Source organism: Vibrio sp. 1562, from assembly GCF_033340155.1.
GTDB lineage: Bacteria > Pseudomonadota > Gammaproteobacteria > Enterobacterales > Vibrionaceae > Vibrio > Vibrio alginolyticus.
In genome coordinates this window covers 65,165-86,272 of the sequence record NZ_JAWOVY010000020.1, presented here as the reverse complement: position 1 = coordinate 86,272, position 21,108 = coordinate 65,165, and the positions used below count along the sequence as shown (strand labels likewise).

The 21,108-nt window shown below is 41.8% G+C and carries 15 protein-coding genes and 1 pseudogene; 6 read left to right on the top strand and 10 right to left on the bottom strand.

What is annotated here, in order from left to right; all coding sequences use genetic code 11:
• Positions 1 to 152: 152 nt before the first annotated feature.
• Together rarD and R7Z49_RS18390 are read right to left on the bottom strand one after the other, a co-directional pair.
• The gene (rarD, locus tag R7Z49_RS18395; RefSeq protein WP_170890129.1) at positions 153 to 1,058 is read right to left on the bottom strand and encodes an EamA family transporter RarD; all 906 of its coding nucleotides are present in this window, start codon (positions 1,056 to 1,058) and stop codon (positions 153 to 155) included.
• Between the two features lie 103 nt (positions 1,059 to 1,161).
• Positions 1,162 to 1,884, bottom strand: coding sequence for a sulfite exporter TauE/SafE family protein (locus tag R7Z49_RS18390; protein WP_047101431.1), 723 nt, complete (start codon positions 1,882 to 1,884; stop codon positions 1,162 to 1,164).
• A 444-nt stretch (positions 1,885 to 2,328) separates the two neighbouring features.
• Here R7Z49_RS18390 and R7Z49_RS18385 point away from each other — a divergent pair, with 444 nt between their 5' ends.
• Complete coding sequence (locus R7Z49_RS18385; RefSeq protein ID WP_053307631.1) at positions 2,329 to 2,865, top strand: prepilin-type N-terminal cleavage/methylation domain-containing protein; 537 nt, start codon at positions 2,329 to 2,331, stop codon at positions 2,863 to 2,865.
• 49 nt (positions 2,866 to 2,914) lie between these two features.
• On the opposite strand, the gene R7Z49_RS18380 is transcribed toward R7Z49_RS18385, so the two are convergent.
• Entirely contained in the window at positions 2,915 to 3,895 is a 981-nt protein-coding gene (locus tag R7Z49_RS18380; RefSeq protein WP_025998672.1) for a chemotaxis protein, read from the bottom strand.
• 684 nt (positions 3,896 to 4,579) lie between these two features.
• Between R7Z49_RS18380 and R7Z49_RS18375 the strand changes: the two genes are divergently transcribed.
• Positions 4,580 to 5,188: a response regulator transcription factor gene (locus R7Z49_RS18375; RefSeq protein ID WP_017821556.1), complete on the top strand. Its 609-nt coding sequence runs from the start codon at positions 4,580 to 4,582 to the stop codon at positions 5,186 to 5,188.
• Here R7Z49_RS18375 and R7Z49_RS18370 read toward each other — a convergent pair.
• The 5 genes and pseudogenes from R7Z49_RS18370 to R7Z49_RS18350 all read right to left on the bottom strand — a co-directional run bounded on the left by R7Z49_RS18370 (position 5,185) and on the right by R7Z49_RS18350 (position 13,013).
• Positions 5,185 to 6,072, bottom strand: a complete 888-nt coding sequence (locus tag R7Z49_RS18370; protein WP_025767842.1) for a LysR family transcriptional regulator — start codon at positions 6,070 to 6,072, stop codon at positions 5,185 to 5,187. The two genes, R7Z49_RS18375 and R7Z49_RS18370, sit on opposite strands and share 4 nt — an antisense overlap.
• Before the next feature lie 157 nt (positions 6,073 to 6,229).
• Positions 6,230 to 7,600, bottom strand: a complete 1,371-nt coding sequence (locus tag R7Z49_RS18365; RefSeq protein WP_318111905.1) for a GGDEF domain-containing protein — start codon at positions 7,598 to 7,600, stop codon at positions 6,230 to 6,232.
• Between the two features lie 9 nt (positions 7,601 to 7,609).
• Positions 7,610 to 8,206 carry a response regulator transcription factor gene (locus R7Z49_RS18360; RefSeq protein ID WP_025767843.1) on the bottom strand — a complete coding sequence of 199 codons (597 nt, stop codon included), beginning with the start codon at positions 8,204 to 8,206 and terminating at the stop codon, positions 7,610 to 7,612.
• Positions 8,199 to 9,365, bottom strand: coding sequence for an EAL domain-containing protein (locus R7Z49_RS18355; protein ID WP_025767844.1), 1,167 nt, complete (start codon positions 9,363 to 9,365; stop codon positions 8,199 to 8,201). Before R7Z49_RS18355 ends, R7Z49_RS18360 begins: the two co-directional genes overlap by 8 nt.
• Positions 9,349 to 13,013, bottom strand: a pseudogene (locus tag R7Z49_RS18350) (ATP-binding protein). Before R7Z49_RS18350 ends, R7Z49_RS18355 begins: the two are co-directional and overlap by 17 nt.
• 447 nt (positions 13,014 to 13,460) lie before the next feature.
• Between R7Z49_RS18350 and ylqF the strand changes: the two are divergent.
• A complete protein-coding gene (gene ylqF, locus R7Z49_RS18345; RefSeq protein WP_005376521.1) occupies positions 13,461 to 14,405 on the top strand; it encodes a ribosome biogenesis GTPase YlqF in 945 nt (314 codons plus the stop codon).
• A gap of 337 nt (positions 14,406 to 14,742) precedes the next feature.
• Entirely contained in the window at positions 14,743 to 15,924 is a 1,182-nt protein-coding gene (cqsA, locus tag R7Z49_RS18340) for an alpha-hydroxyketone-type quorum-sensing autoinducer synthase (RefSeq protein ID WP_318111904.1), read from the top strand.
• A gap of 103 nt (positions 15,925 to 16,027) precedes the next feature.
• Here the strand turns inward: cqsA and R7Z49_RS18335 are convergent, their stop codons facing one another.
• Positions 16,028 to 18,073 (bottom strand): hybrid sensor histidine kinase/response regulator, encoded by a 2,046-nt coding sequence (locus tag R7Z49_RS18335; RefSeq protein ID WP_318111902.1) that lies wholly within the window; start codon positions 18,071 to 18,073, stop codon positions 16,028 to 16,030.
• 363 nt (positions 18,074 to 18,436) lie between these two features.
• Between R7Z49_RS18335 and R7Z49_RS18330 the strand changes: the two genes are divergently transcribed.
• On the top strand, positions 18,437 to 19,075 hold the full coding sequence (locus R7Z49_RS18330) for an HAD family phosphatase (RefSeq protein ID WP_318111901.1): 639 nt from the start codon (positions 18,437 to 18,439) through the stop codon (positions 19,073 to 19,075).
• A 68-nt stretch (positions 19,076 to 19,143) separates the two neighbouring features.
• On the opposite strand, the gene R7Z49_RS18325 is transcribed toward R7Z49_RS18330, so the two are convergent.
• A complete protein-coding gene (locus R7Z49_RS18325) occupies positions 19,144 to 19,692 on the bottom strand; it encodes a GNAT family N-acetyltransferase (RefSeq protein ID WP_005376525.1) in 549 nt (182 codons plus the stop codon).
• Positions 19,693 to 19,963: 271 nt separating this feature from the next.
• On the opposite strand from R7Z49_RS18325, the gene R7Z49_RS18320 reads away from it, so the two are divergent.
• Positions 19,964 to 21,088, top strand: coding sequence for an acyl-CoA desaturase (locus R7Z49_RS18320; protein ID WP_104976143.1), 1,125 nt, complete (start codon positions 19,964 to 19,966; stop codon positions 21,086 to 21,088).
• The last annotated feature ends 20 nt before the right edge of the window (positions 21,089 to 21,108 follow it).

The following is a 21,108-nucleotide window of genomic DNA, read 5'->3' as shown; positions in this document are numbered from 1 at the left end:
TATAGCGGTATCATTATGATAATGCGTCAAATAATCTCAAGTTATGATTTCTACTCGGAAAAAAACGAAAGCCAATGCTTCATGACATTAAAAATGCCCTCGAATGGAGGGCATAAGAATAAAGAAGCTAATATGTGAGAATATTGAAACCACTATAAGGGGTGTTTGACCAGCTTTTTGCGCCGATGCCCTTTGATAATACTTTCAAAAATTGTGAACAACAGCCCTGCCCAAATAAATGCAAAGGTCACCGCTTTCACTTCGTCAAACAACTCGCCAAAAAACATAACTGCCAACACAAACTGCAAGCTTGGCTCGATGTATTGCATTAGACCGACGGTTGATAAATTAGTTATACGTATTGCGATAGAATAAAATACAAGTGGTAAAAGTGTGATAGGTGCACTGCCAAAATACAAAAGCAATGTTTTGGTATCTGTGCCCGAAGCCAGTTCACCAGTTGCCCATTGTTTATAGAGCAAATATGCGAGTGCAACTGGAGTCAGTAACAACGCCTCAACAAACAAGGTTGTACTCCAGTCATAATTTATCTTCTTCTTGTAAAGCCCATACAAAGCAAAGAACAACCCCATCGTTAGTGCGATAACGGGCAGCTGACCATAGTGAATCACTTGATACATAACACCAATTGTTGCCAGCACGATTGCAATAAGTTTGCCTTTTGAGAGCTTATCCCCAAGAATAAATACGCCTAGTGCAACAGATACTAATGGCCCAATAAAGAAGCCTAAGCTGGCATCAATGACCCGATGATGGGTCAAAGCCCAAGTGAACGCACTCCAAGAAATACACATCAAACTGCTCGCCACAAACGTGTACCACAAGGATTTTTTATCAAGCCAGATTTCTTTCCAATTCAACCCTCGACGGGTTATCCCAAGTACAATTAGAAACCCGACAGGTACAGACCCAATGATTCGCCATGCTAGCAACTCATCCATAGAAGCATTTGGTAAATAACGATAATAAATTGGTAGCAATCCCCAGATCACAAAGGAGAATGCTGCCATAAAAGTGCCATAACGAGTGTTATTCATAAAACTATCGCCCATCTAAACGACCAAATTTGGCGTAAGTAAACAAGTCCGCCATACATAAAAAGGAATGCAATCCCGCAGTGACTTTATGATGCAGATGGCATTATTGGCTCAACGCTTGTACGACGGCGGTAAAGCCACTCACAAAACACAACACAAGTGCCCCAAACCGAATCTTTTCTTTTGGTAACGACTGGGTAGTTTTCATTGCTAGCCAGTAACCAAGCGCCGCAGCAGGTAATAGAGGAATAGTAATGACCAAATGATGCAATGTGAAGAAGCCCACTGGGATTTGTACTATTAGTGAAATAATCGAACTGAAAACAAAAAAAGCCGATAAGTTGCCGCGTAACTGATTTGCTTCTTGATGCTGCAACAATAACGCCATCGGAGGGCCTCCAATCGCAGAACTGGTACCAAACAACCCAGAAAAGAAACCAGCACATGTCATACGCGAAGGCGTAGGCTCAACCCGAAACGGTAAAACACTCACCAAGACTGCAAACAGCACCAACAAACCAATCCAAAGCGTGAGAGTTTGTGTAGATACAAAAAAGAGTAGCAAGCCACCAGCAATTGATCCCGGCACTCGCCCAATCAACGCCATCTTTAAGCCGCCGATTTCAACACTACTGCGGTGCTTCATCGCATTCATCAACGAAATAAATAACGCGACTAAACAGATTGGCGCAGGAACATATTCTGGCGCCCAAAGAATCAGTAAAGGTGCGGCAACAATAGCCAAGCCAAAACCGATTGCGGTCTGGACATAAGAGCCAAGAAATATCAAACCTATTGCAAGGAAGTTTATCGAATCGAATTCCATTTAGATTATTCTTATATTTGAAAAATAAACACAAAACCAAAGCACATTCGCATGATGAATACCTCAGGCATACTGCGATATGAATTCCGCGTAGCATTCATCAAAGTGAATAAAAAGACAATCCATTTGTGCGGTTCGCCCTCATTTGCATTTTGTATTTCATTCCGCTGATGTACATGTTTGCTTACATCGAAGAGGATTCATGCTCGCCTGTTCACGCAGCATTTCTTCAGCGGAATTAATGACCTCTTAAAATCTAGCAGAATTAGACCCGTGAATTCTCCATTGCATTTAATGGATTCAGTCAATTAGTGCGGCGTCGGTATAGCACTTTACAACTCACCTCTTTATACTACTGATCGATTTATCATTACCGTACTTATTTACACAATAAACAAGTGTACGGTCAGTGTTTTTCTACCTTTAACTTGCTGTGAAAATAATATGAAAAAACAAACGGGATTTACTCTAATAGAGTTAGTCGTAGTTATTGTCGTGCTCGGTATTCTTGCTGTCACTGCCGCGCCACGCTTTTTAAACCTTCAAAGCGATGCACGTGAAGCTCGTTTGGAAGGAATGAAAGGCGCTATTGCATCAGCATTAGGCGTAGGTTATGGGAAAATGGCGATTGCAGGGTTGGAACATTATCCATATATATCAAATAAACACACTGACGCAGGTTCAGGTAAGGGCCCAGAAAGTCTGCCTTTCTCAAGCTGTGAGTTAAATGGCTCTCTTAGCTGTACATTTAGGTACGGTTACCCAGATGCAGATGAAACAAGCTTAGCTCTATTAGTCTCGGAACTTGAGAATCAGCACGGTGATAGTGACTGGAAAATTGTTCAGACTAACAACATTAAAGTCGTCATTTCAGCAAGAGATGATAAAAATAGTAGCCTAACTCAATGCGGAATTTTATATGGGCCGCCGCAGACTCCAAACGAGAGTTACACCTTAGAGATTCTTCCCTGCCCTCAATAAAAATAAGGCTGCCAATCGGCAGCCTTATTTGTTTCATCTGATCGGTTTTTTACGCAAAGTTAAACACGTATTTATCCATCATATTCACCATGCGGCCAATCTCTGGCTTGGTAATCGTATCATTTGCGCCAAGAGATAGTGCTTTCGCTCGGTTATCCTCACTCATCAATGACGAGAACATAATGATCGGCATTTCATGAAACGCTTCGGTATCGCGTAGTCTCTTCACTAAGTGCATACCATCCATTCGAGGCATTTCTACGTCCGTAACCACCGCATCTAATAGCTCTTTAACTGGCAAGTTTTCTTCTTTCGCGACCTCGATCAAGCTCATCAACTTCTCATGCGCCTCACCACCGTCTTTACATGTGATCACATTGTAACCTGAAGAAGCTAATGTATCTTGGATCAAAGAGCGAATAAAGGCTGAGTCATCCACCACCATGATCGTTTTCGCATTACGCTTACCAACCATTCTCTGGTTGAGATCCACCGACTTGTCCCCTTTCACATCGTATTTTTCCATACTCAGTTCTGGGTTGATGTCTGCGATGATTTTTTCAAAGTCGAGAATCATGATCAGGTTGCCTTCTTTACGGACAACGGCTACTACACAATCTTGTTCGCCCGCTTCCAAAAACTGACTTGGTGATTCCACATCATTCCAAGAGATACGATGAATACGCGAAATGCTGTCAATTAAGAAGCCATTGGTCATTTTGTTGAAATCCGTAACGATTACAAACTTGCGCTCCAGATCTTGTCGTGTTGGCACACCTAACCAACCAGCTAAATCCACTAAAGGCGTCAGTACATCTCTGGATGAGAACACACCAATCATATGAGGTTGTGCGTTTGGATAATCGGTTGTTTCTGGCACGCGAATCACTTCTCGTACTTTCGCAACGTTAATGCCGTAATAACAAGTTTTTGTGCTGCCATCTGGCAATGTTTTTTCTAAATGAAACTCGATGATTTCAAGCTCATTGGTACCACTTTCTGTCAAAATGGTGCTGGTTACGTTACTCATAAAGCCAATTATCCAACCAAAAATACGCATCAGAAAAAGTTTGATGCAAACGCCATGAGAAGCCATTCTCTGGCTAAAAATCCAAAAGTCCTTTTTAGTCGTTACAACAAAATTTGTAAACCATTAAAAGGACGGCTAACGCACATTTCCATACCAAACCATGTAAAATTGTCTCATTTTTGAACACGACATTATGAGTGGCCAAAGTGCGAATTAACACCTCCACTTTTAGCGGCAGAGTCAATGAAAAGTTTAGAAATAATTTGAAGTGATGTTCAGCGTCAATAGCCAAACCTATCCAACAGATATCAGTACAAAGTTGGCTAGCGTGCTCATGCCTAGTGTAGAACAAGCTCTCTTCAAGTGGCTTGGTATAAAACTGCGCTTGCTAACACACGGGTTTAAATCGAAGCGCTAGAAACATCACAAGAAAATCTGAAGGCATAGAACACTGAAAGAACACTTTCAGTTTGTTAGTTTTCTGTCAACGTAAGTTTCAAGCAATCATCCTATCACTAGGTATTTCAATACCTGACATCGCTATTCCCATAATCAAGACACTGATTTTCACTTTTGGAAAGAGTCATTTTCCTTCCTCTTAGCAAGGTTTTTCCTACAATCCTATTCATCCAATTGCGCTGTCGCCTGACAGCACACTAGTTGATGTATTAGGTGAGGTTCACTTTGAATAATGTTCTTATTATCGACGCTCAACCATTGTATAGCGAAGCACTTGCTTCTCTAGTTGAATCTGTAATCAACGCAGCTGAAGTGATTCAAACCACTGACAGTGCGGAAGTGATGGATCTTGTTCGAGGCCAAAAGATTGATTTGATTATTTTAGACGTAGTGCTTGGCGACCGCGATGGTATGCGTTTAGCCAAAAACATTTTAGCGACGGGATATCGTGGCCGACTGTTATTTGTTTCTTCACGTGACTACTCGAGTCTTTCTAAAGCCGCGTACGAAATGGGCGCAAACGGCTTCTTAAGCAAACATGAAACAAGAGAGACCATTATTGACGCAATTGTGAGTGTTTCACGCGGTTACTCAATGTTTAAGTCGACTCACACACCATCGTCGGGTAACGTAACACTTTCAAATCGCGAAGCCATGGTGTTCCATTATCTTGTACAAGGCTACTCTAATAAGAAGATTTCTGAACAACTTTCACTCAGCGCTAAAACAATCAGCACCTACAAAACGCGTATTCTGAAAAAGTACCATGCGGACACGTTGATTGAACTTCTGCATACTATTCCTCAGTCAGAAAACATTGAGTTTTGCCGCTAAGCGCTCATGTATTTTGCAATAGCACCGATTAACAGCTGGTGCATTGCATCATGTCTTAAGCTTTGCTTCACCTGTACAACCACTTTTGGCCAGCCATCTGGGTAAAAATGCTCTGGCACTCTTATAAATTTATATCCATCAATTGGCGCCTGATATTCAAGTAGCACGGTTGCGGCGCTTTTTTGCTTAATTAGCTTCAATACGCTGCTTACGTTGTCTAGAGCCGCAATACGGTTGATGACCATACCGTGGCTTTCCATCGCACGCTTAACGAGCTGCTCTTTCTCTTTCCAACCGATAATCTCTAACATGATAAAGGGAAGTTTGGCTGCTTCTTCTAGGGTGGTAATTCCCAGCTCTTCAGGGACAACTAACACAGCAGGCGCATAGCCGATGAACTTCTGATAAACAGATTTCGGAACATCCTCGTTGAAGTAATGTAATTGCGCATCCACTTTGCCTAGGATTATCTCTTCTATCGTATACTCTGTAATCGTTGCTATCGAAATGTGCGCCTTGGGAAACAGCGCCATTAAATCCATTGCAAGTAAATGCCCAAATGAGTATTGAGCGGTTTGCGGTAAACAAATGGTGATGTCTTTTTCGTAATTTTCCGGTTCAAACTCATCTCTAATTAGACAAGTTTCAAGCTTCTCGAGTGCATCGGAAATTTTAGGTAATTGACGTTTTAAATAGTCCGTCGGTTCCATGTGGTGAGGATGCCGAATAAACAATTCATCGTTTAGCTGGAGTCGCAATCGGGCAAGGTATTTGCTAATTGACGCTTCGCTCTTCCCCATCGCTTTCGCAACGGGCTTGAGCTGACGGTGCTTATCCAGTAAGACAAGTATTTTAAGTAAGTTTAAGTCGAGATCTTTGTTCACGTGCGACACCAAATGTAAGGTCGAGAATAAATAGAGCAATCACTATTTGTTGACTGCTCTAATATAAAAGACCACTCATTCTGTTTGGTCAAATTAATCAAACAGTTATGTCATGGTTATGTTCCGTAACTTAACATTGAGTCAATACTAGCGCTGCTTAATGGGACTTTTGTCTGTGTTTTTTCATCTCATAGAGATCTTCATCTGCACGTACAATAACGTCCTGAAGCGTTTCGTGTAATTCATTCGCCGCGATACCAGTACTCACACTAACTTCGATATCCAAGGTCTTTAGTCGGTTATCTTTAACGACACTACGAAGCTTCTTCGCCAATGTTGAAGATTGACTGATACTGCAACCCGGAAGAATCGCAACAAACTCATCACCACCAGTTCGAACTAGATAATCACTATTTCGAAACACTTTAGACATAGCATCAGCAATAATCCCAATAACTTCGTCCCCTACATGATGACCGTAATGGTCATTGATTCGCTTGATCCTATCGCCATCTATTGCAATGACGGAATATGGCGCGGTTTCCAAACGACGTTTGAATTCGCTATCTTGAAAAACTCTGCGGTTAAACAATCCCGTTAAATCATCTTTCGTCACGTTCGTCAGTGCTTTCGCGAGGCGAAGTTTGCTCTCTTTAGATTCATAAGCTTTGTTGTAATACGCTAAGGTTACGAAAAAGAAGATGATAAACAAGAACACGTAATCCAATACAATTTTACTGAATGGGTACATGTAAACGATAAGATTGTTGTTGTCTGCGACATATGATTGGGTGTACGCGAATGATGGAAAGGGGTAGCCAGCGAAATAAATCACCATTTGCTTGTTCCCATTCGCTATTTGAACATCCACCGCTTTCCCATCATTATAAAGCGGCGAGAGGTACAATTGTTCCGAGAACTCCCCCACTAACTCACCTTGAAAGTAAACCGGACTCATGATGCTTATCGCCATGTCATCGGAGTATGTCGTTTTAAATGGTAGGGAAAACAATACCCGGTCCGTCAGTTGCTCTTTCCACGCAGCTAACACACAAGAATAATTACTTTTACACCAATCAACATCAAATGTGGCTTTCACTCCCTCTAACGCTTCAATCGGTCTCTCTAAGATGAGTTTGTTTCCAGTATAAGAACGAAAATACATAACGGCATTTTGTCGATTGAACGCATTTGATAAATACGCTTCAGCCTGATGAAGCGATTTCCGTGCAACAGCTTCAACGTAATTAAGTTTTTCATAAGGTGACAGGGAGTAAATCGCATCTTGAAAGCTCAGCTTTGTTTGCGCTTCTACTTCACTCACGCTCATGCCTTTGTATTGCTCGAGCTGCGCTTCCGTCAATAGCCCCATGAGAATTACTTTTTGTTTTATTTTGGCTAAATTATTCGCGTAAGTGTTGAACTGCTTTACTTCATAAGAAATTAACACCGCACCAATCATTGTGACAGAAGTGACGAATAGTAATGTTGCGATGAAAAGAGACAACGCGATACTTTTAAGTGTCATGATGCGGTCTTACGCCCCCGCCACTCTTGTTAGCTCAACAATGTTCTTTACGTTAAATTTATCCAATAGACGGCGTTTGTATGTGCTGACTGTTTTATCACTTATTGATAGCACTGAAGCGATTTCTCTATTGGACTTTCCTTGTAGTAAATACTTCATTACTGCACTTTCTCTGCTTGAAAGTTGTGACATTTCTCGAACGCTGTTAACAACTTGCTTAAATTTGAAGAAGGTATACCCCTTCTCTACCGCTTCTATCGCGTCTTTAAGAATGTCGTGATTTTCCGATTTACACACATAGCCATCAGCGCCAGAACGAAAAGCCATTTGGCTGTACATTTGGCTAGTTTCAGCGGAGAAGAAAATGACTTTGCCTTCATAACCATGGGATTTGATACGTTTGTAGAAATCAAACCCATCGCAATCTGCCAAGTTCACATCTAAGATCAACAGTTGAATTTCTTCCTTTTTCAATATTTGTAATGCCATCTTCGCTGATGTTGCAGTAAATACCCCATTTGTTTTACCTAACTCTTCCAACAACGACTTGATTGCAACACAAACGAGAGGATGATCGTCAAAGATCAAGTAATTCAATTTATTCATATCTTTCATTTAGTATGGTTATGGCTTCTAGTGGCATGGGTTTATCAATGTAAAAGCCTTGGCAAAGATCAATCCCATACTCACGTATCGCTTGCAGTGTGACTTCGTCTTCAATACCTTCCGCGACCAGTCGTATATTCAAACTTTTCGCTAACGCGCAAATAGCAACAACGATGTTGCGTTTTTTGATGTCGCATTCGACACCTTGTACAAACGAACGATCGATTTTTAACTCGTTGAATGGCAGTTGAGCCAGTTTTTCAAACGTCGATGAACCCGTGCCAAAATCATCTATTGAGACAGTGACACCGTTCATCCTCAACTTGAGTAAATTCTTGTACAGGGACGCGCTAGTCTGAAATGTATCTCGCTCTGTAATTTCAATGGTGATTTGTGATGGGTCAATCTCGCTCTCTGAACATTGCTGTAAAAAGTAGTGAGAGAACGCCGTATCTTCTAAATTTTCATGGTCTACATTGATGGATACGTTTTGCGTCAATCCGCGGTGTTTCATGTCATAGATAACATTACTCAATACAGCTTGAAACAACTCTCCTGAAAGGCGGCAACGCTCTACAATTGGCAAAAAATAATGAGGTGCTAACACACCATAAATGGGGTGATTCCAACGCGCGAGCGCTTCATACCCAAGCACTTTCCCACTTTGCACATCGACTAAAGGCTGGTAATAATTTTTCACGCGCCCTTCAGCCAGAGCAAACAGGAATTCTTGATCTTCCACTTCAATAGGTTGCGCAAAGCTGACTTGTTTCGCTTTTTCATCTTTTATTTTACCTAACAAATCAACGACTTCATTTTCATCGTATGGCTTAGGCAGCTTCCCTAATACTTCAAAACTAAATCCCTCGCACATGGCTCTTACCGCAGAAATAATGGTCAATTCCATTGCACTGACCAGTACAACTTGCCCCTGGTACTGGACTTTATCGAGCATTTCCATCATATCGATGCCGTCTTTTCCGGGCATTTGGATATCACAAAAAATTACGTCAAAATGTTGTTCCTGCACACTCTGAATAGCAGCATCCACACAGTTAAAGGGGATGACTTGCGCGCAATAGCGATCCAATATTTGCGAAAGTATTGTGGTTTGTAGCGGATGGTCATCAATCACCATCACATTAAGTTGTGTATTCATTTGTCTCTACCCAATAGTTTATGTTTTCGATCTCCTGCTCGATTCGTAAAATTAGCTCCGCTGTTCGCCTGTCAAACTCCGCAGCACTAACTCGTTCTGCCTCAATACAAAGCTCAGTCAGCATGCTTACCCCTATCGCCCCAACCGCTCCTTTGATGCCATGAATGACCCGTTTTTTGTCTCGCTCAGTCGATGCGGCGTTTAAGTTTTTTATATCTGTAGACATTGATTGACTAAACACGCGCGCAATCTCTTTTGCGTCCTGTGCTTTGAACCGTTTAATCCAGCCGGGCAGCCTACCCCTCTCTTTTTCGCCAATAAATGGAATCAAAACGGTTTTTAATTGATTAAGGTCATAGGGCTTGTAGAGCACATCATCAATGCCGATATCCTGTGTACGTTCAATGGCAAGACGAGCATCTTCTGCTGTCACACCGATGATTGGAATTGCTTTAAATTCGGAGTTTTTCACGTGCCTAACAAGCTCATAGCCATCCATTTCTGGCATATGAAAATCGGTCAGCAGCAACACAACGTTTTCATCTTGGTTGATGTATTCCCATGCTTCGCGGCCGTTATTCACAATGACAGGTTCGATTCCAAGTTCATGAAGCTGCATTGCTATCACACTTTGGTTAATGGGATTATCTTCTGCGACCAGTACCGTGCCGAGAACCCAAGAAACCACTTCTTGATTTGCGTCACTAAGCTTGGTTTCTTGCTGCGTTTGGCTGAGCAAATTGAACAATGTATCTGGATATTGAAGCTCTCTTAGCGTAAGACTGCCAAGTACCCTTTGTTCGTCACGCAGCATTAGGCCATTAAAACTGGCATCGCTGTCGTGTATAGGGTGAAGGTTCGCCACCATTGTTTTTAACGTCGCTGGACGCATTTTCCACGCGTCACACCACTGGCGAACATTAAGTGGTAAGCTCTCGCTATACGTCCAGTTCAAACAAACGTCTGGCTCAGAGTCGCAATGCTCAATTGGCAGTCTGACGGTAATCGTCGTGCCCAAGCCAAATTGTGAATCGATGCAGAGCACGCCGCCCATGCTGTCGATCAATCGGTCAACAATGCTTAGCCCCAATCCAGTACCGCCATATTTACGCGTAATAGTGTCATCCGCTTGAACAAAAGGATTGAGAATGCCTTCGAGTTGGTCATCCGTCATGCCGATACCTGAATCCGCCACTTTCAAAATAAGCTGCTTTTCATGAAGAATGACACTGATTCCAACCTCTCCTTCGGCAGTGAATTTCACCGCATTGGAGAGCAGATTGGTGGTAATTTGCACCAATCGCAGCGCGTCGATTTCAATGAAAGCATTCGAAAATGGTTTGATTGTCACTTTGTAATCCAAACCTTTCGCAAGCGCTCGTGGTTCAAAGCTTCGAAACACATCGCACAAGGTTTTAAGCAAGTCGGTCTTAACTGGGGCGACGGTTAAGTGCCCTGCCTCTAACTTTGAATAATCCAGTACTTCGTCTACTAGCGTATTCAAATGATTGAGCGAGCGTATGGCTTGGGCAATTAACTCGCGATTTGAATCTGCCATCACTTGGCGATTTAGCAAATCGAGGATGCCGTGTGCTGCCGACAATGGCGTTCTTAATTCGTGACTCATGGTTGCCAAAAAGTTTTCGCGCGCACGTACCGCGGTTTGCGCTTCTTTTTGCGCATCGATTAACGCCTGCTCACGTTCTTTTTGCTGGGTAATATCTTGAATAACAGTCAGTACAAACTTGTTCTTACCGCTAGGAGAAGCGATGACTTTGCGTTCTCGATATACATGTTTAATATCAAGTTCACAGCCCGATGAGGCAACCTCTTCTGAAACACGCTTTCCAGCAATAACAGTGGTCAGTTCATCAAAATTATTCACCAGAGGAGCGTGCGTAGAATCACTTTTCAACTTACATTGTTGGCACTGTTTACTGTTGTAGTTGGCACAATTACTCATCTCCATATGGTTATTTTCACTATGGATAAAAACCAAGCTATTGATCTCTTTGATTATGTCCATCAGCCATTGCTTTTCCGCTTCCTCATTGTCAGCATTAAATTCGGCTAACCTCACTTTAAGTCGCATGTGAGATAAGATGAAATACGCCGCAATTAACATGAGACAGAATATGAATGAACCAGCAACAACAAATGTAGCGATCTGCTCCGCGTCATAGCCATAAGTCAGTTTGAAGCTTCGGTGAGAACGCAGCAGTTTTTCGATCTCGTTAGAATCAATGGTTTCGATGATGCTGTTCAACATGTGTTGAAGTTGTGTATTGTGGTTTGCAACCGCAAATGCATTAGAGAACGTCAAAACGTCCTCCGCATTGATCACCAAGCCATCGACTTGATCTTGTGCAATCATGTTGTGAACGATGTCGTCAGGAATGTAAGCCACATCCAAAACGCCCGATTTCAAATCGGTAAGCAGCTTTTTCAAATCATCATAATGATCAACTTGGCCTTGCTGCCAAGTGCCCAAATGAACTAACCCTTGCTTTTTCAAAGTGAGCAGAATACCCGCTTCTTTCAGTGCAGATTTATCGCGCTTGCTCTGCTCCGCTTGGATAGCCACGTAATTACTGTGCATGAATGGTTTAGTGAACAACCAGTCTGACTTAGGTAGATCACCCACATAAGAGATGGGGACTATATCGGCATCAAATGCCGTTAATCCATTGGAAAGGCTCGACGTCGGTTTCACATACTTAAAGCTCAAGCCAGTACGAGACTGCAATAAGTCGATGAAGTCTGGAAAGAAACCGTCTAACTCACCCGTTTGCGAATCTCGGTAGAGAAACGGATAAGCTTCGTCACTGCTGCTGTAAGTTATCACTAGTTTGTTTTGATGATTACGTCGGTAATCTACCAATAACTTATCACTGATATGGTAAGGATTTTTCGAGGCGACGGAGCGAATGTTTTTTCCATTTTGCTCCCACTGAAGGATTTTGTTGATGTCATCGATCAGACGTTGTTTGTCCAACGAAGCGATAAAACTCACCTCTTCGTTTTTCAACCAACTGGGAATATCGACAACCCCTTTTACAATGTCATTCAAATCCAAATATTGGGTAATACCAACATAAGTGTAAATCAGCGCGTTCGCTTTACCTCGCTTAACTTCATTAAACGCCTCTAAACGTGTTTTAACGTAATGTATCTTATCGATACCGCGTTCAGTGAGGTTGTCACAATATACACTGCCCTCAACACACACCCATTTAAGATCACGCGCATCACTATCTCGGTAAGTGGCATTCCGATACCAAACAGCGATAGTGCTCGAAAAAAAGGCATCGAAAACAAGAAACGCTTTTCTCTTGCTGCTGTTTTACTAAATCCAACCGCACCATCAATCCTCTTGCTTTCGACATCCGCAAGTAAAGACGGAATATGCTTGTAAGTCCGAAGTTCTAACTCATAATCCAAAGCTTTAGTAATGTTAGACAAATACTCAAGACTAATTCCGTACGAAGGACCAACGCTACCGTCAAACGAGTCTTTAGCTTCGTCTTGCGCAATAACACCAACGATGACCTTCGGTTTAGGACTCTGTTTGGCAGTTGAGCAAAAAGAACTCGCTAAAAAAATTAAGGCGACGGACGATACCGTAATACTTCTAAGAATACTGAGCATGACTGCTTCCTCTGAATGGAAGCTCAGACTAGTTTTTGTCAGATAAAAGTCAAACTTCGCTCAATAGCGAAATAAAAATAAAGCTTTGATATAAAACCAAAAAACCAAAATTCGTCAGAACAATCTGACAACACAATCCACCTTTGACTACACAGTGTTTGCGTTCGGTCTCTCACCCAGACGGATATTCACTGCGAGTCGGTATACATAAGGGATGTGTGCTTTTAGGTTTGCACGCCATAGCTTTTTACTTTCATCTTGAATGATTCATCATCATTCCATGATAAACTGGCGTATTAACATGAAAGAAAGCTCAACTCCGCGGTTTCGAGCAGCTTGAAGTAAACACAGTTTTAGAAAATGCGTTCTAGTATTGTGTCACTCAAGATTCACATTGCTACTTTTACAACCGCTGGAGCATTAGAAAAATTAAGGTATTAAATTCAAATGGTTAATAACTCAATCCAGTGGTTTCCTGGCCACATGCACAAAGCACGTAAAGAGATCGAAGAAGCAATCCCTCAAGTGGATGTGATCATCGAAGTACTGGATGCTCGTATTCCTTTCAGTAGTGAAAACCCTTTGATTTCTCAAATCCGTGGTGACAAACCTGTCGTTAAAGTTTTGAACAAACGTGATTTGGCCGATCCAGAATTAACTCAACTGTGGATTGAGCACTTGGAGCAAGAGCAACATGTAAAAGCAATGGCGATCACGACTTCTGAACCACAAGAAGTGCACCGAATCATGGAGCTTTGCCGCAAACTTGCCCCACACCGAGAAGAAATTGGTAAAAACATTCGCACCATGATCATGGGCATCCCAAACGTTGGAAAGTCGACGATCATTAACACCCTCGCAGGTAGAACAATCGCTGTAACAGGTAACCAACCCGCGGTTACACGTCGTCAACAACGTATCAACCTGCAAAATGGCATCGTATTATCTGATACTCCAGGAATTTTATGGCCAAAAGTGGAAAATCCACACAGTGGCTTCCGCCTTGCGGCTACCGGCGCGGTAAAAGATACAGCGATGGAATATGACGAAGTCGCATTCTATACCATTGAATACCTAGCAGCTCATTATGCAGACAAGCTTAAAGAGCGTTATCAAATTGAAGAGCTTCCAGAATCAGATATCGAGATCATGGAAGAAATTGGTCGTCGCCGCGGTGCACTACGTGCAGGTGGACGTGTTGACTTGCACAAAGTATCAGAGATCTTATTGCACGAACTTCGTCAAGGCACTTTGGGCCAAATTACATTAGAACGCCCAGAAATGATCACTCAAGAGCTGATTGAAGTCGAGATTGAGACCGCCCGTAAAGAAGAAGAAAAAGCGAAGCGTAAAGAAGAGCGTCGTAAGCGCTATTTACGTAATAAGCGATAAGCTTGTCTCTTATCTACTCATGTTTCAAGGCGCGATTTTCGCGCCTTTTTTGTTATCTAATGCGCCCATTTTTTTCACTTTTCAAACTTTATATTCCTCATCCAAAATCCCAGATATGAAGCACGAAAAAACACCGCAAAATCGCCGTATAAACTTTAAGCACAAACTAGTTTAGACCCCGGGCCCCTATAGAGTTACAGCCACCATCCAACCCTCAAATGTCGAGTTTGCAAGGGTCTGCAAACTTATGCAACCTGGTTAGTGACACTCTCCCCAAAATCCTCAATATGAATAAGTGTCAGCGCTGGCGTTTTTCCATATGAAGAAGAGATTTATTATGAGTGAAACTATACAAAGCAAACCACTTCCCTCCTTTATCGAGGAACGCCTAGATTTTTATATTCAAGATCTAATCGAACCGAATGAGAACAAAAAACACCTTGTTCTTGGTAAACGCCCACCGTGTAATGCCGTTGTCCTGCAAAGCAATGATTACCTTGCACTGTCTCATAATAAGGAGATTCAAAACGCGCATCGTGATGCGATTTCCCAACACGATGACAACGCCGTGATGTCCGCGATTTTCTTACAAGACGATGAATCGAAACCTGTATTTGAAACGCAACTAGCCAGTTTCGTTGGTATGCCTAGTTGTCTACTTTCTCAATCTGGTTGGGCTGCGAATGTCGGTTTATTGCAGACTATTTGTGCACCGAACATACCTGTGTACATTGATTTCTTTGCACATATGTCTTTGTGGGAAGGCGCACGTATTGCCGGAGCACAAATTCATCCGTTCATGCATAACAACACCAGTCACCTAAGAAAACAGATTTCACGTCACGGTTCAGGGATCATTGTTGTGGATTCGGTTTACAGCACTATCGGAACCATCGCTCCTCTACGTGATATCTACGAAATAGCACAGGAGTTTGACTGCGGCCTGGTTGTAGATGAATCACACTCTTTAGGTACACACGGTCCACAAGGTGCGGGGATACTGCAGGGTCTTGGCTTAACTCATAAGGTAGATTTTATTACCGTTAGTCTTGCCAAGACATTTGCTTATCGTGCTGGCGCGATTTTAGGCCCAGAAAAACTGGCGAAGACGCTTCCATTTGTGGCGTACCCTGCAATATTTAGTTCTACCGTATTACCGCAAGAGATCATTCGGCTAGAGAAAACACTGGACGTCATAAGAAAATCAGATGATAAGCGAGATATTCTGTTTGAAAGAGCCAAGTCTTTAGCCGTTGGTTTAAAACGCATTGGATTTACTATTCGCAGTGAATCACAAATTATCGCATTAGAATGTGGTAACGAGAGAAACACTGAGCGAGTCCGCGACTTTCTCGAAGAGCGAAATGTTTACGGCGCAGTGTTTTGCCGCCCTGCAACTGGAAGGAACAAAAACATCATCCGTTTTTCAGTCAATGCAGACATGACAGCTGCTGAAGTTGATCATGTACTCACTGTCTGCCAACAAGCATTTGCACACCCTGACTTAGAGTTTGTGTAAGTTAGTGTGTAGATAAAACTAAAGAGCTCAACAGTTTTGCTGAGCTCTTTATTCGTGTTATTCGTTGTGAGCAACTCGCCTCAAGAAAACAAGTCGCGAATGATTAGATCCAGTTTGCGATTTTATCGAACAAACGATTTTTATCCGCCGGTTTTACGATGAAGTCAGACATACCCGAAGACCCAATTTTGTCCAACGTGACAGGTGAACTATCCCCTGTATGTGCAATAATAGGTACCGACGCATAGTTTTTATCCGAGCTTCGAATTCGCCTAGACGCTTCTACACCATCCATAATTGGCATTTCGATATCCATCAGAATGAGATCAACATCTTCTTGCTCTAGTGTATCCAGAGCCTGCTGCCCGTCTTCTTTCTGAATCACTTCAAAGCCTTGCTTTTCAAGTAACATTGCCGTGAATTTACGCAAAGATTCATTATCATCCACGACCATAATTGTGCGCTTATTTGAATTATCTAACGTCACCGAGGCCGTTGGTGTCGATACATAGCTTGAATCATATAAGAGACGCTCAATAGTTGGTTTAGTATTCAATAACCAGGCTTGCGTTTCGATCCAAATAGGTTCATATGCAGCCTTACGTGCTCTCTGAGTCGGATGATGCTCAAAAAGATAAACTATGCGTGCTTCAGTGAAAGACAAGAGAGATTCTAATCTATCCAATTGGTTTGCTCTTGGATCTAAGCTCTCAAGATCGATAAAAATCAGATCGAATTCGAACTCGTACTCTTTCTTTTTGAGTACTTGGTTGGCATCTAAAATCGTCGAGTCAAAGCCCATAAAACGGCTAATATCTGTTACTTTAGACACCAAGATATCTTGGCTAGTCACCGTTAGAATGGTTTTGAGTTTAGTCAGATCGTTTTTGATTTCAGTAACGGTATCAGATGTCGTTAGTGGGAAAGTTAACGTAAATTGAGACCACTCCCCTAACTGAGATTGACACTCAATGTTCCCCCCAAATGAACGCATGACTTTTTTACAAAACGGTAGACCCAAACCATAACTTCCTGATTTGCCAGTGGTGTAAAAGTCTTGAAAGATATTGCGTAGAACATCAGGAGCAATGCCAGCACCATTATCGGTTACAACAATTTGATTAAAGCGTTCTGAACTTACCATGGATACATGTATGTGAAAATCTTCAGATTTACGGTGATGGAAGGCATTCTTGAAGAGGTTATACATAACGTATTTAAGTAATGTATCACTACCTAGAAACTCAAACTCACTTCTCGCATCCAGCGATATGGCAAATCGATCAGTGGCACGTTTATAACTGAAGCTTTCAATTGCCTGTTCAACGACCGAGTGAACTGAATATTTTTTGAAGCTAGAACGAGAAACTCGATTTTCATCAATCGAAGTTAGCAATAAATCGATGGTTTCATTACCCGATTGGATAATGTTCATTGCATCCTGACTCACTTCACGTAATAAGGTGACATCCTCTACACTCATGACGTACTGCTCTTTTCCTGCCTCTTTCATGTTGGGCAAGATCGACTGGATAACATCTATTGAAGTGCAAAGCCCACTCAACGGGTTACGCATTTCATGTGCGATCCCTGCCCCGAATGATTTTGCCAGCGAGACTTTCGCTTCATGTTCAACTTGGTTACGAAAATAGAACAAATTACCGAAGACATAAATAAACAGAAAGATTGGCACATGAGTCCAATCCATGGTCAAGTCAAGATGGAACCCTTTTGCAACCCAAGCGAAGAATGTTGCTAAACCTATCCCAGCAAAGGTTTGAGCAAACATGGCCCTAGTAACATGAACCAGTAAAATGTGTAAGAAAATTGCAGACATAAACGACATAACCCATACATTGGACCAGTCATTCATCAGTAACATATAAAAAAAGAAAAACGGTAAGCACAGCGTTATCGTCACTTGGTAGTAAATAGGAACATAATCTCTCCAAGTCGATGATAAGCGGTTTCTAAAAATGATGCCGAAAAACAATAACGAGCAAAACAATCTAAGAGGTAAATTTTCATAAGCCTGTGGAAAGGCAAACTCCCAGACAAAGTAGTACAGCGGAAAGCCAAGAAACCCCATCCAGCCAACGAGAGTTAGGTTTGGTTCTGCATATTGATAAACCTTACGTATCGAGTCCATATAATCTGTTTTGCTTACTCCGCCTGACGCACAATAGTGTGATTTTGATTCACTTTTATCGTTTTATTATTAACTAATTATATATTAATCATCATTTATAAGCAGCGCGAAATGACGTAAACAGCTCGCAATACTTATCTTTAGTTTCAATCTTTTAAGACAGCTACACTTGATTTACAACCAAATAAACAAAGTTGCATATAGTTTAGTGCAATTTTGCGATAATCGCTCTGTATCCAATTGGATGTTAATCTCATTTTGTGTAAGAAACTTAAGTCGCGCCTTTGGCACGACTTTCCAACGATTCAAAAACAGCACTCACCGCATATAGCGTGGTGAAGAACAATTGGCTTGGGGTGTGTTATGAATTCTGTCCAGATAAAAAATGTCATTTTTGATGTAGGTAATGTGTTGGTACGCTGGTCTCCAGTAGAAATCGTTCGCTTAACATTTGGTGGTTCCGTAGAATCAGAGAAAATGGCTCAGATGCTATTTTCATCACAAATCTGGAAAGATTTAAATAAAGGGACGATCTCCGAAAGGGAAGCAAAACAGCGTTATCAACGTGAACACCAAGTAACGACGGAAGAAATGGACCGCTTCTTTTATTATGTAAAACACACTCAAATATTACTTTACGGCAGTATAGAGCTGTTAAAACGAGTAAAAAGAGCCGGATATGGCGTATATGCGCTCACAGACAACATCAACGAAATTGTGGAACATCTTCGTACTACCTATGAGTTTTGGCCACTGTTTGATGGAGCAATCATCTCTTCTGAAGTTCAATTACTAAAACCACAAGCGGAGATCTACCAAACTCTACTTTCAAAGTATCAGCTTAACCCCGAAGAGACAGTATTTCTTGATGACATGCCTTACAATGTTGAAGGTGCCCAAGCAGTTGGCATGGCTGCTATTCAGTTTGAAAATGCTCAGCAATGTGAGCTCGAACTAAAAGCCATGGGGGTTAACTTCTCGAAAGCTTTCAATAAAACATAACGTTAGGGTGCATAAACAAAAAAGAGCAGTGTTGAGACTGCTCTTATCTAATGTTTTAGAACGCTAGGTTAGGAGTAAATCACGTTTTCCTCAATCCCACTAACTAATGACTGGGCGTTCTTCCAACGGAATACTTTTTCTAACACCTCTTTGCCATCAGGTGCGCGCCAAGTTCGCTCTTGATCCTCTTGACCACCAATGTGGCGATAGAATTCAATCGCAGAAATGTTTTGCGACACAACTTCTAAATAAAGACCTGTGTCTTTAAAGTACTGCTGTTGCCATTCTGCGACAGCAAGTAATAGCTGCTTACCAATCCCACGACCACGGTAACTGTCATCAACATGCAATGCGTCAATAAAGGTTCCACGCTCGAAATCATGGTTGCCGAACACACAAACAAAGCCAAGTAGCAAACCTCCCTCCTCCGCCAAGACAATGTGCTGATTGAATGGTGGGTTGGTCAAACGGGTTTGCCAAATCAGTAGTTTGTCGTCAATCGCTTCTTTCTCAAGATAGTTATCACTAAGAATGCCACGGTAATGACGCTTCCAGCTATCCGCATGAAGATGCGCAATGCGCTCGTAGTCCTTATATTCCGCTAATCGTAAATCCATTACGTATTCCTATTTTCTTACATTTTTGCTTCTTTATAGAGTCTCGGTATATTCCACCTTTATAACTCTTGTTTCTTGGCAGATTTTATACACCTTAAGCCAGAGCTCATTTTTTAATACTACTCATTATTCAATTAAAAGCAAAATATCCCATCAAGTTCCTTAATCTACACCCAAAGGAATAGTCACATTTGTCTAACTTTAATTTGACTTACATGTGTACGCTGATATTCTGGCGAACAGTTGTTAGCTCAAAGTTAGGGATACACCTGTGACTCAAAACAAACCACCTGTTATCTGGTTGAATACATTAATATTTTCTGCCAGTTTTGTTCTAACTTTTATTGTAATGCCTTGGTATGCATATCATTTTGGGCTGGGTTGGGAACATCTAATTTGGGGAGTGATTGCATTTAGTTTTACTAACCTTTCTATTACAGCAGGCTATCATCGTCTCTGGAGCCACAAAACATACGAAGCTCATCCTATTTTGCGCGCCATTTTTGCGATTGGAGGAGCATTTTCTTTGCAAAATAGTGCATTACATTGGTCTTCTGATCATCGTGTGCATCACAAACATGTCGACAATAACGATAAAGATCCGTACTCAGCCAAGCGGGGTTTTTGGTATTCTCACATTGGGTGGATGTTACGTGATTACAATAAATCAAAGGAAAACGAATATACAAACTGCCGTGACCTAAAGCGCGATAAAATCGTCATGTGGCAGCATAAGTATTATGTTCCACTTGCCCTACTGACTAATATTGGTTTCCCAGTCATACTAGGACTGATCTACGGTGATATCTGGGGGATGTTATTGGTCGTTGGTGCAGCTCGACTCTTTATGAGTCACCATACAACTTTTTTCATTAACTCCCTCGCACATATTTGGGGTAAGCAAACTTTCACAGACAAAAACACTGCTCGCGATAATGGTGTACTCGCCTTTTTCACATTTGGAGAGGGTTACCATAATTTCCATCATATTTTCGAGAATGACTATCGCAATGGCGTGTATTGGTGGCATTACGACCCAACGAAGTGGTTGATAAAGTCATGTTCTTGGCTAGGACTCACATCTAAGTTGCGCACAACGCCTACATTTAGAATTGAAAAAGCCCGTGCGAGTCAACTTTTGAAGAAAGCAAGAGAAAAGCTAGAATCTAAACCGAACACGCAAACGATCCTCGATCAGCTACAGCAAGAGTTTGATACTTTAGTTCATCACATGCAGGAATACTACGAGATGCGCAAAGAAGTACTCGGTGCCAAAACTGCCAGTGTGGTAAAAAAATACGAATGTTCTGTAACAAAAATGAAGTATCAGCAAATTAAAGCAGAGTTCGAACGGCAGCAGCGTAGTTGGAACCTTATGGTTCGTCGATACGCATAGTTTATCCTCATTCTTACGAT

Bases quoted from the DNA above. Each gene is read 5' to 3' on its own strand.
- R7Z49_RS18385 (WP_053307631.1), top strand. From the start codon at position 2,329: ATGAAAAAACAAACGGGATTTACTCTAATAGAGTTAGTCGTAGTTATT.
- R7Z49_RS18390 (WP_047101431.1), bottom strand. From the start codon at position 1,884: ATGGAATTCGATTCGATAAACTTCCTTGCAATAGGTTTGATATTTCTT.
- R7Z49_RS18325 (WP_005376525.1), bottom strand. From the start codon at position 19,692: ATGGATTTACGATTAGCGGAATATAAGGACTACGAGCGCATTGCGCAT.
- cqsA (WP_318111904.1), top strand. From the start codon at position 14,743: ATGAGTGAAACTATACAAAGCAAACCACTTCCCTCCTTTATCGAGGAA.
- R7Z49_RS18365 (WP_318111905.1), bottom strand. From the start codon at position 7,600: ATGACACTTAAAAGTATCGCGTTGTCTCTTTTCATCGCAACATTACTA.
- R7Z49_RS18360 (WP_025767843.1), bottom strand. From the start codon at position 8,206: ATGAATAAATTGAATTACTTGATCTTTGACGATCATCCTCTCGTTTGT.
- R7Z49_RS18355 (WP_025767844.1), bottom strand. From the start codon at position 9,365: ATGAATACACAACTTAATGTGATGGTGATTGATGACCATCCGCTACAA.
- R7Z49_RS18335 (WP_318111902.1), bottom strand. From the start codon at position 18,073: ATGGACTCGATACGTAAGGTTTATCAATATGCAGAACCAAACCTAACT.
- R7Z49_RS18380 (WP_025998672.1), bottom strand. From the start codon at position 3,895: ATGAGTAACGTAACCAGCACCATTTTGACAGAAAGTGGTACCAATGAG.
- ylqF (WP_005376521.1), top strand. From the start codon at position 13,461: ATGGTTAATAACTCAATCCAGTGGTTTCCTGGCCACATGCACAAAGCA.
- R7Z49_RS18330 (WP_318111901.1), top strand. From the start codon at position 18,437: ATGAATTCTGTCCAGATAAAAAATGTCATTTTTGATGTAGGTAATGTG.
- rarD (WP_170890129.1), bottom strand. From the start codon at position 1,058: ATGAATAACACTCGTTATGGCACTTTTATGGCAGCATTCTCCTTTGTG.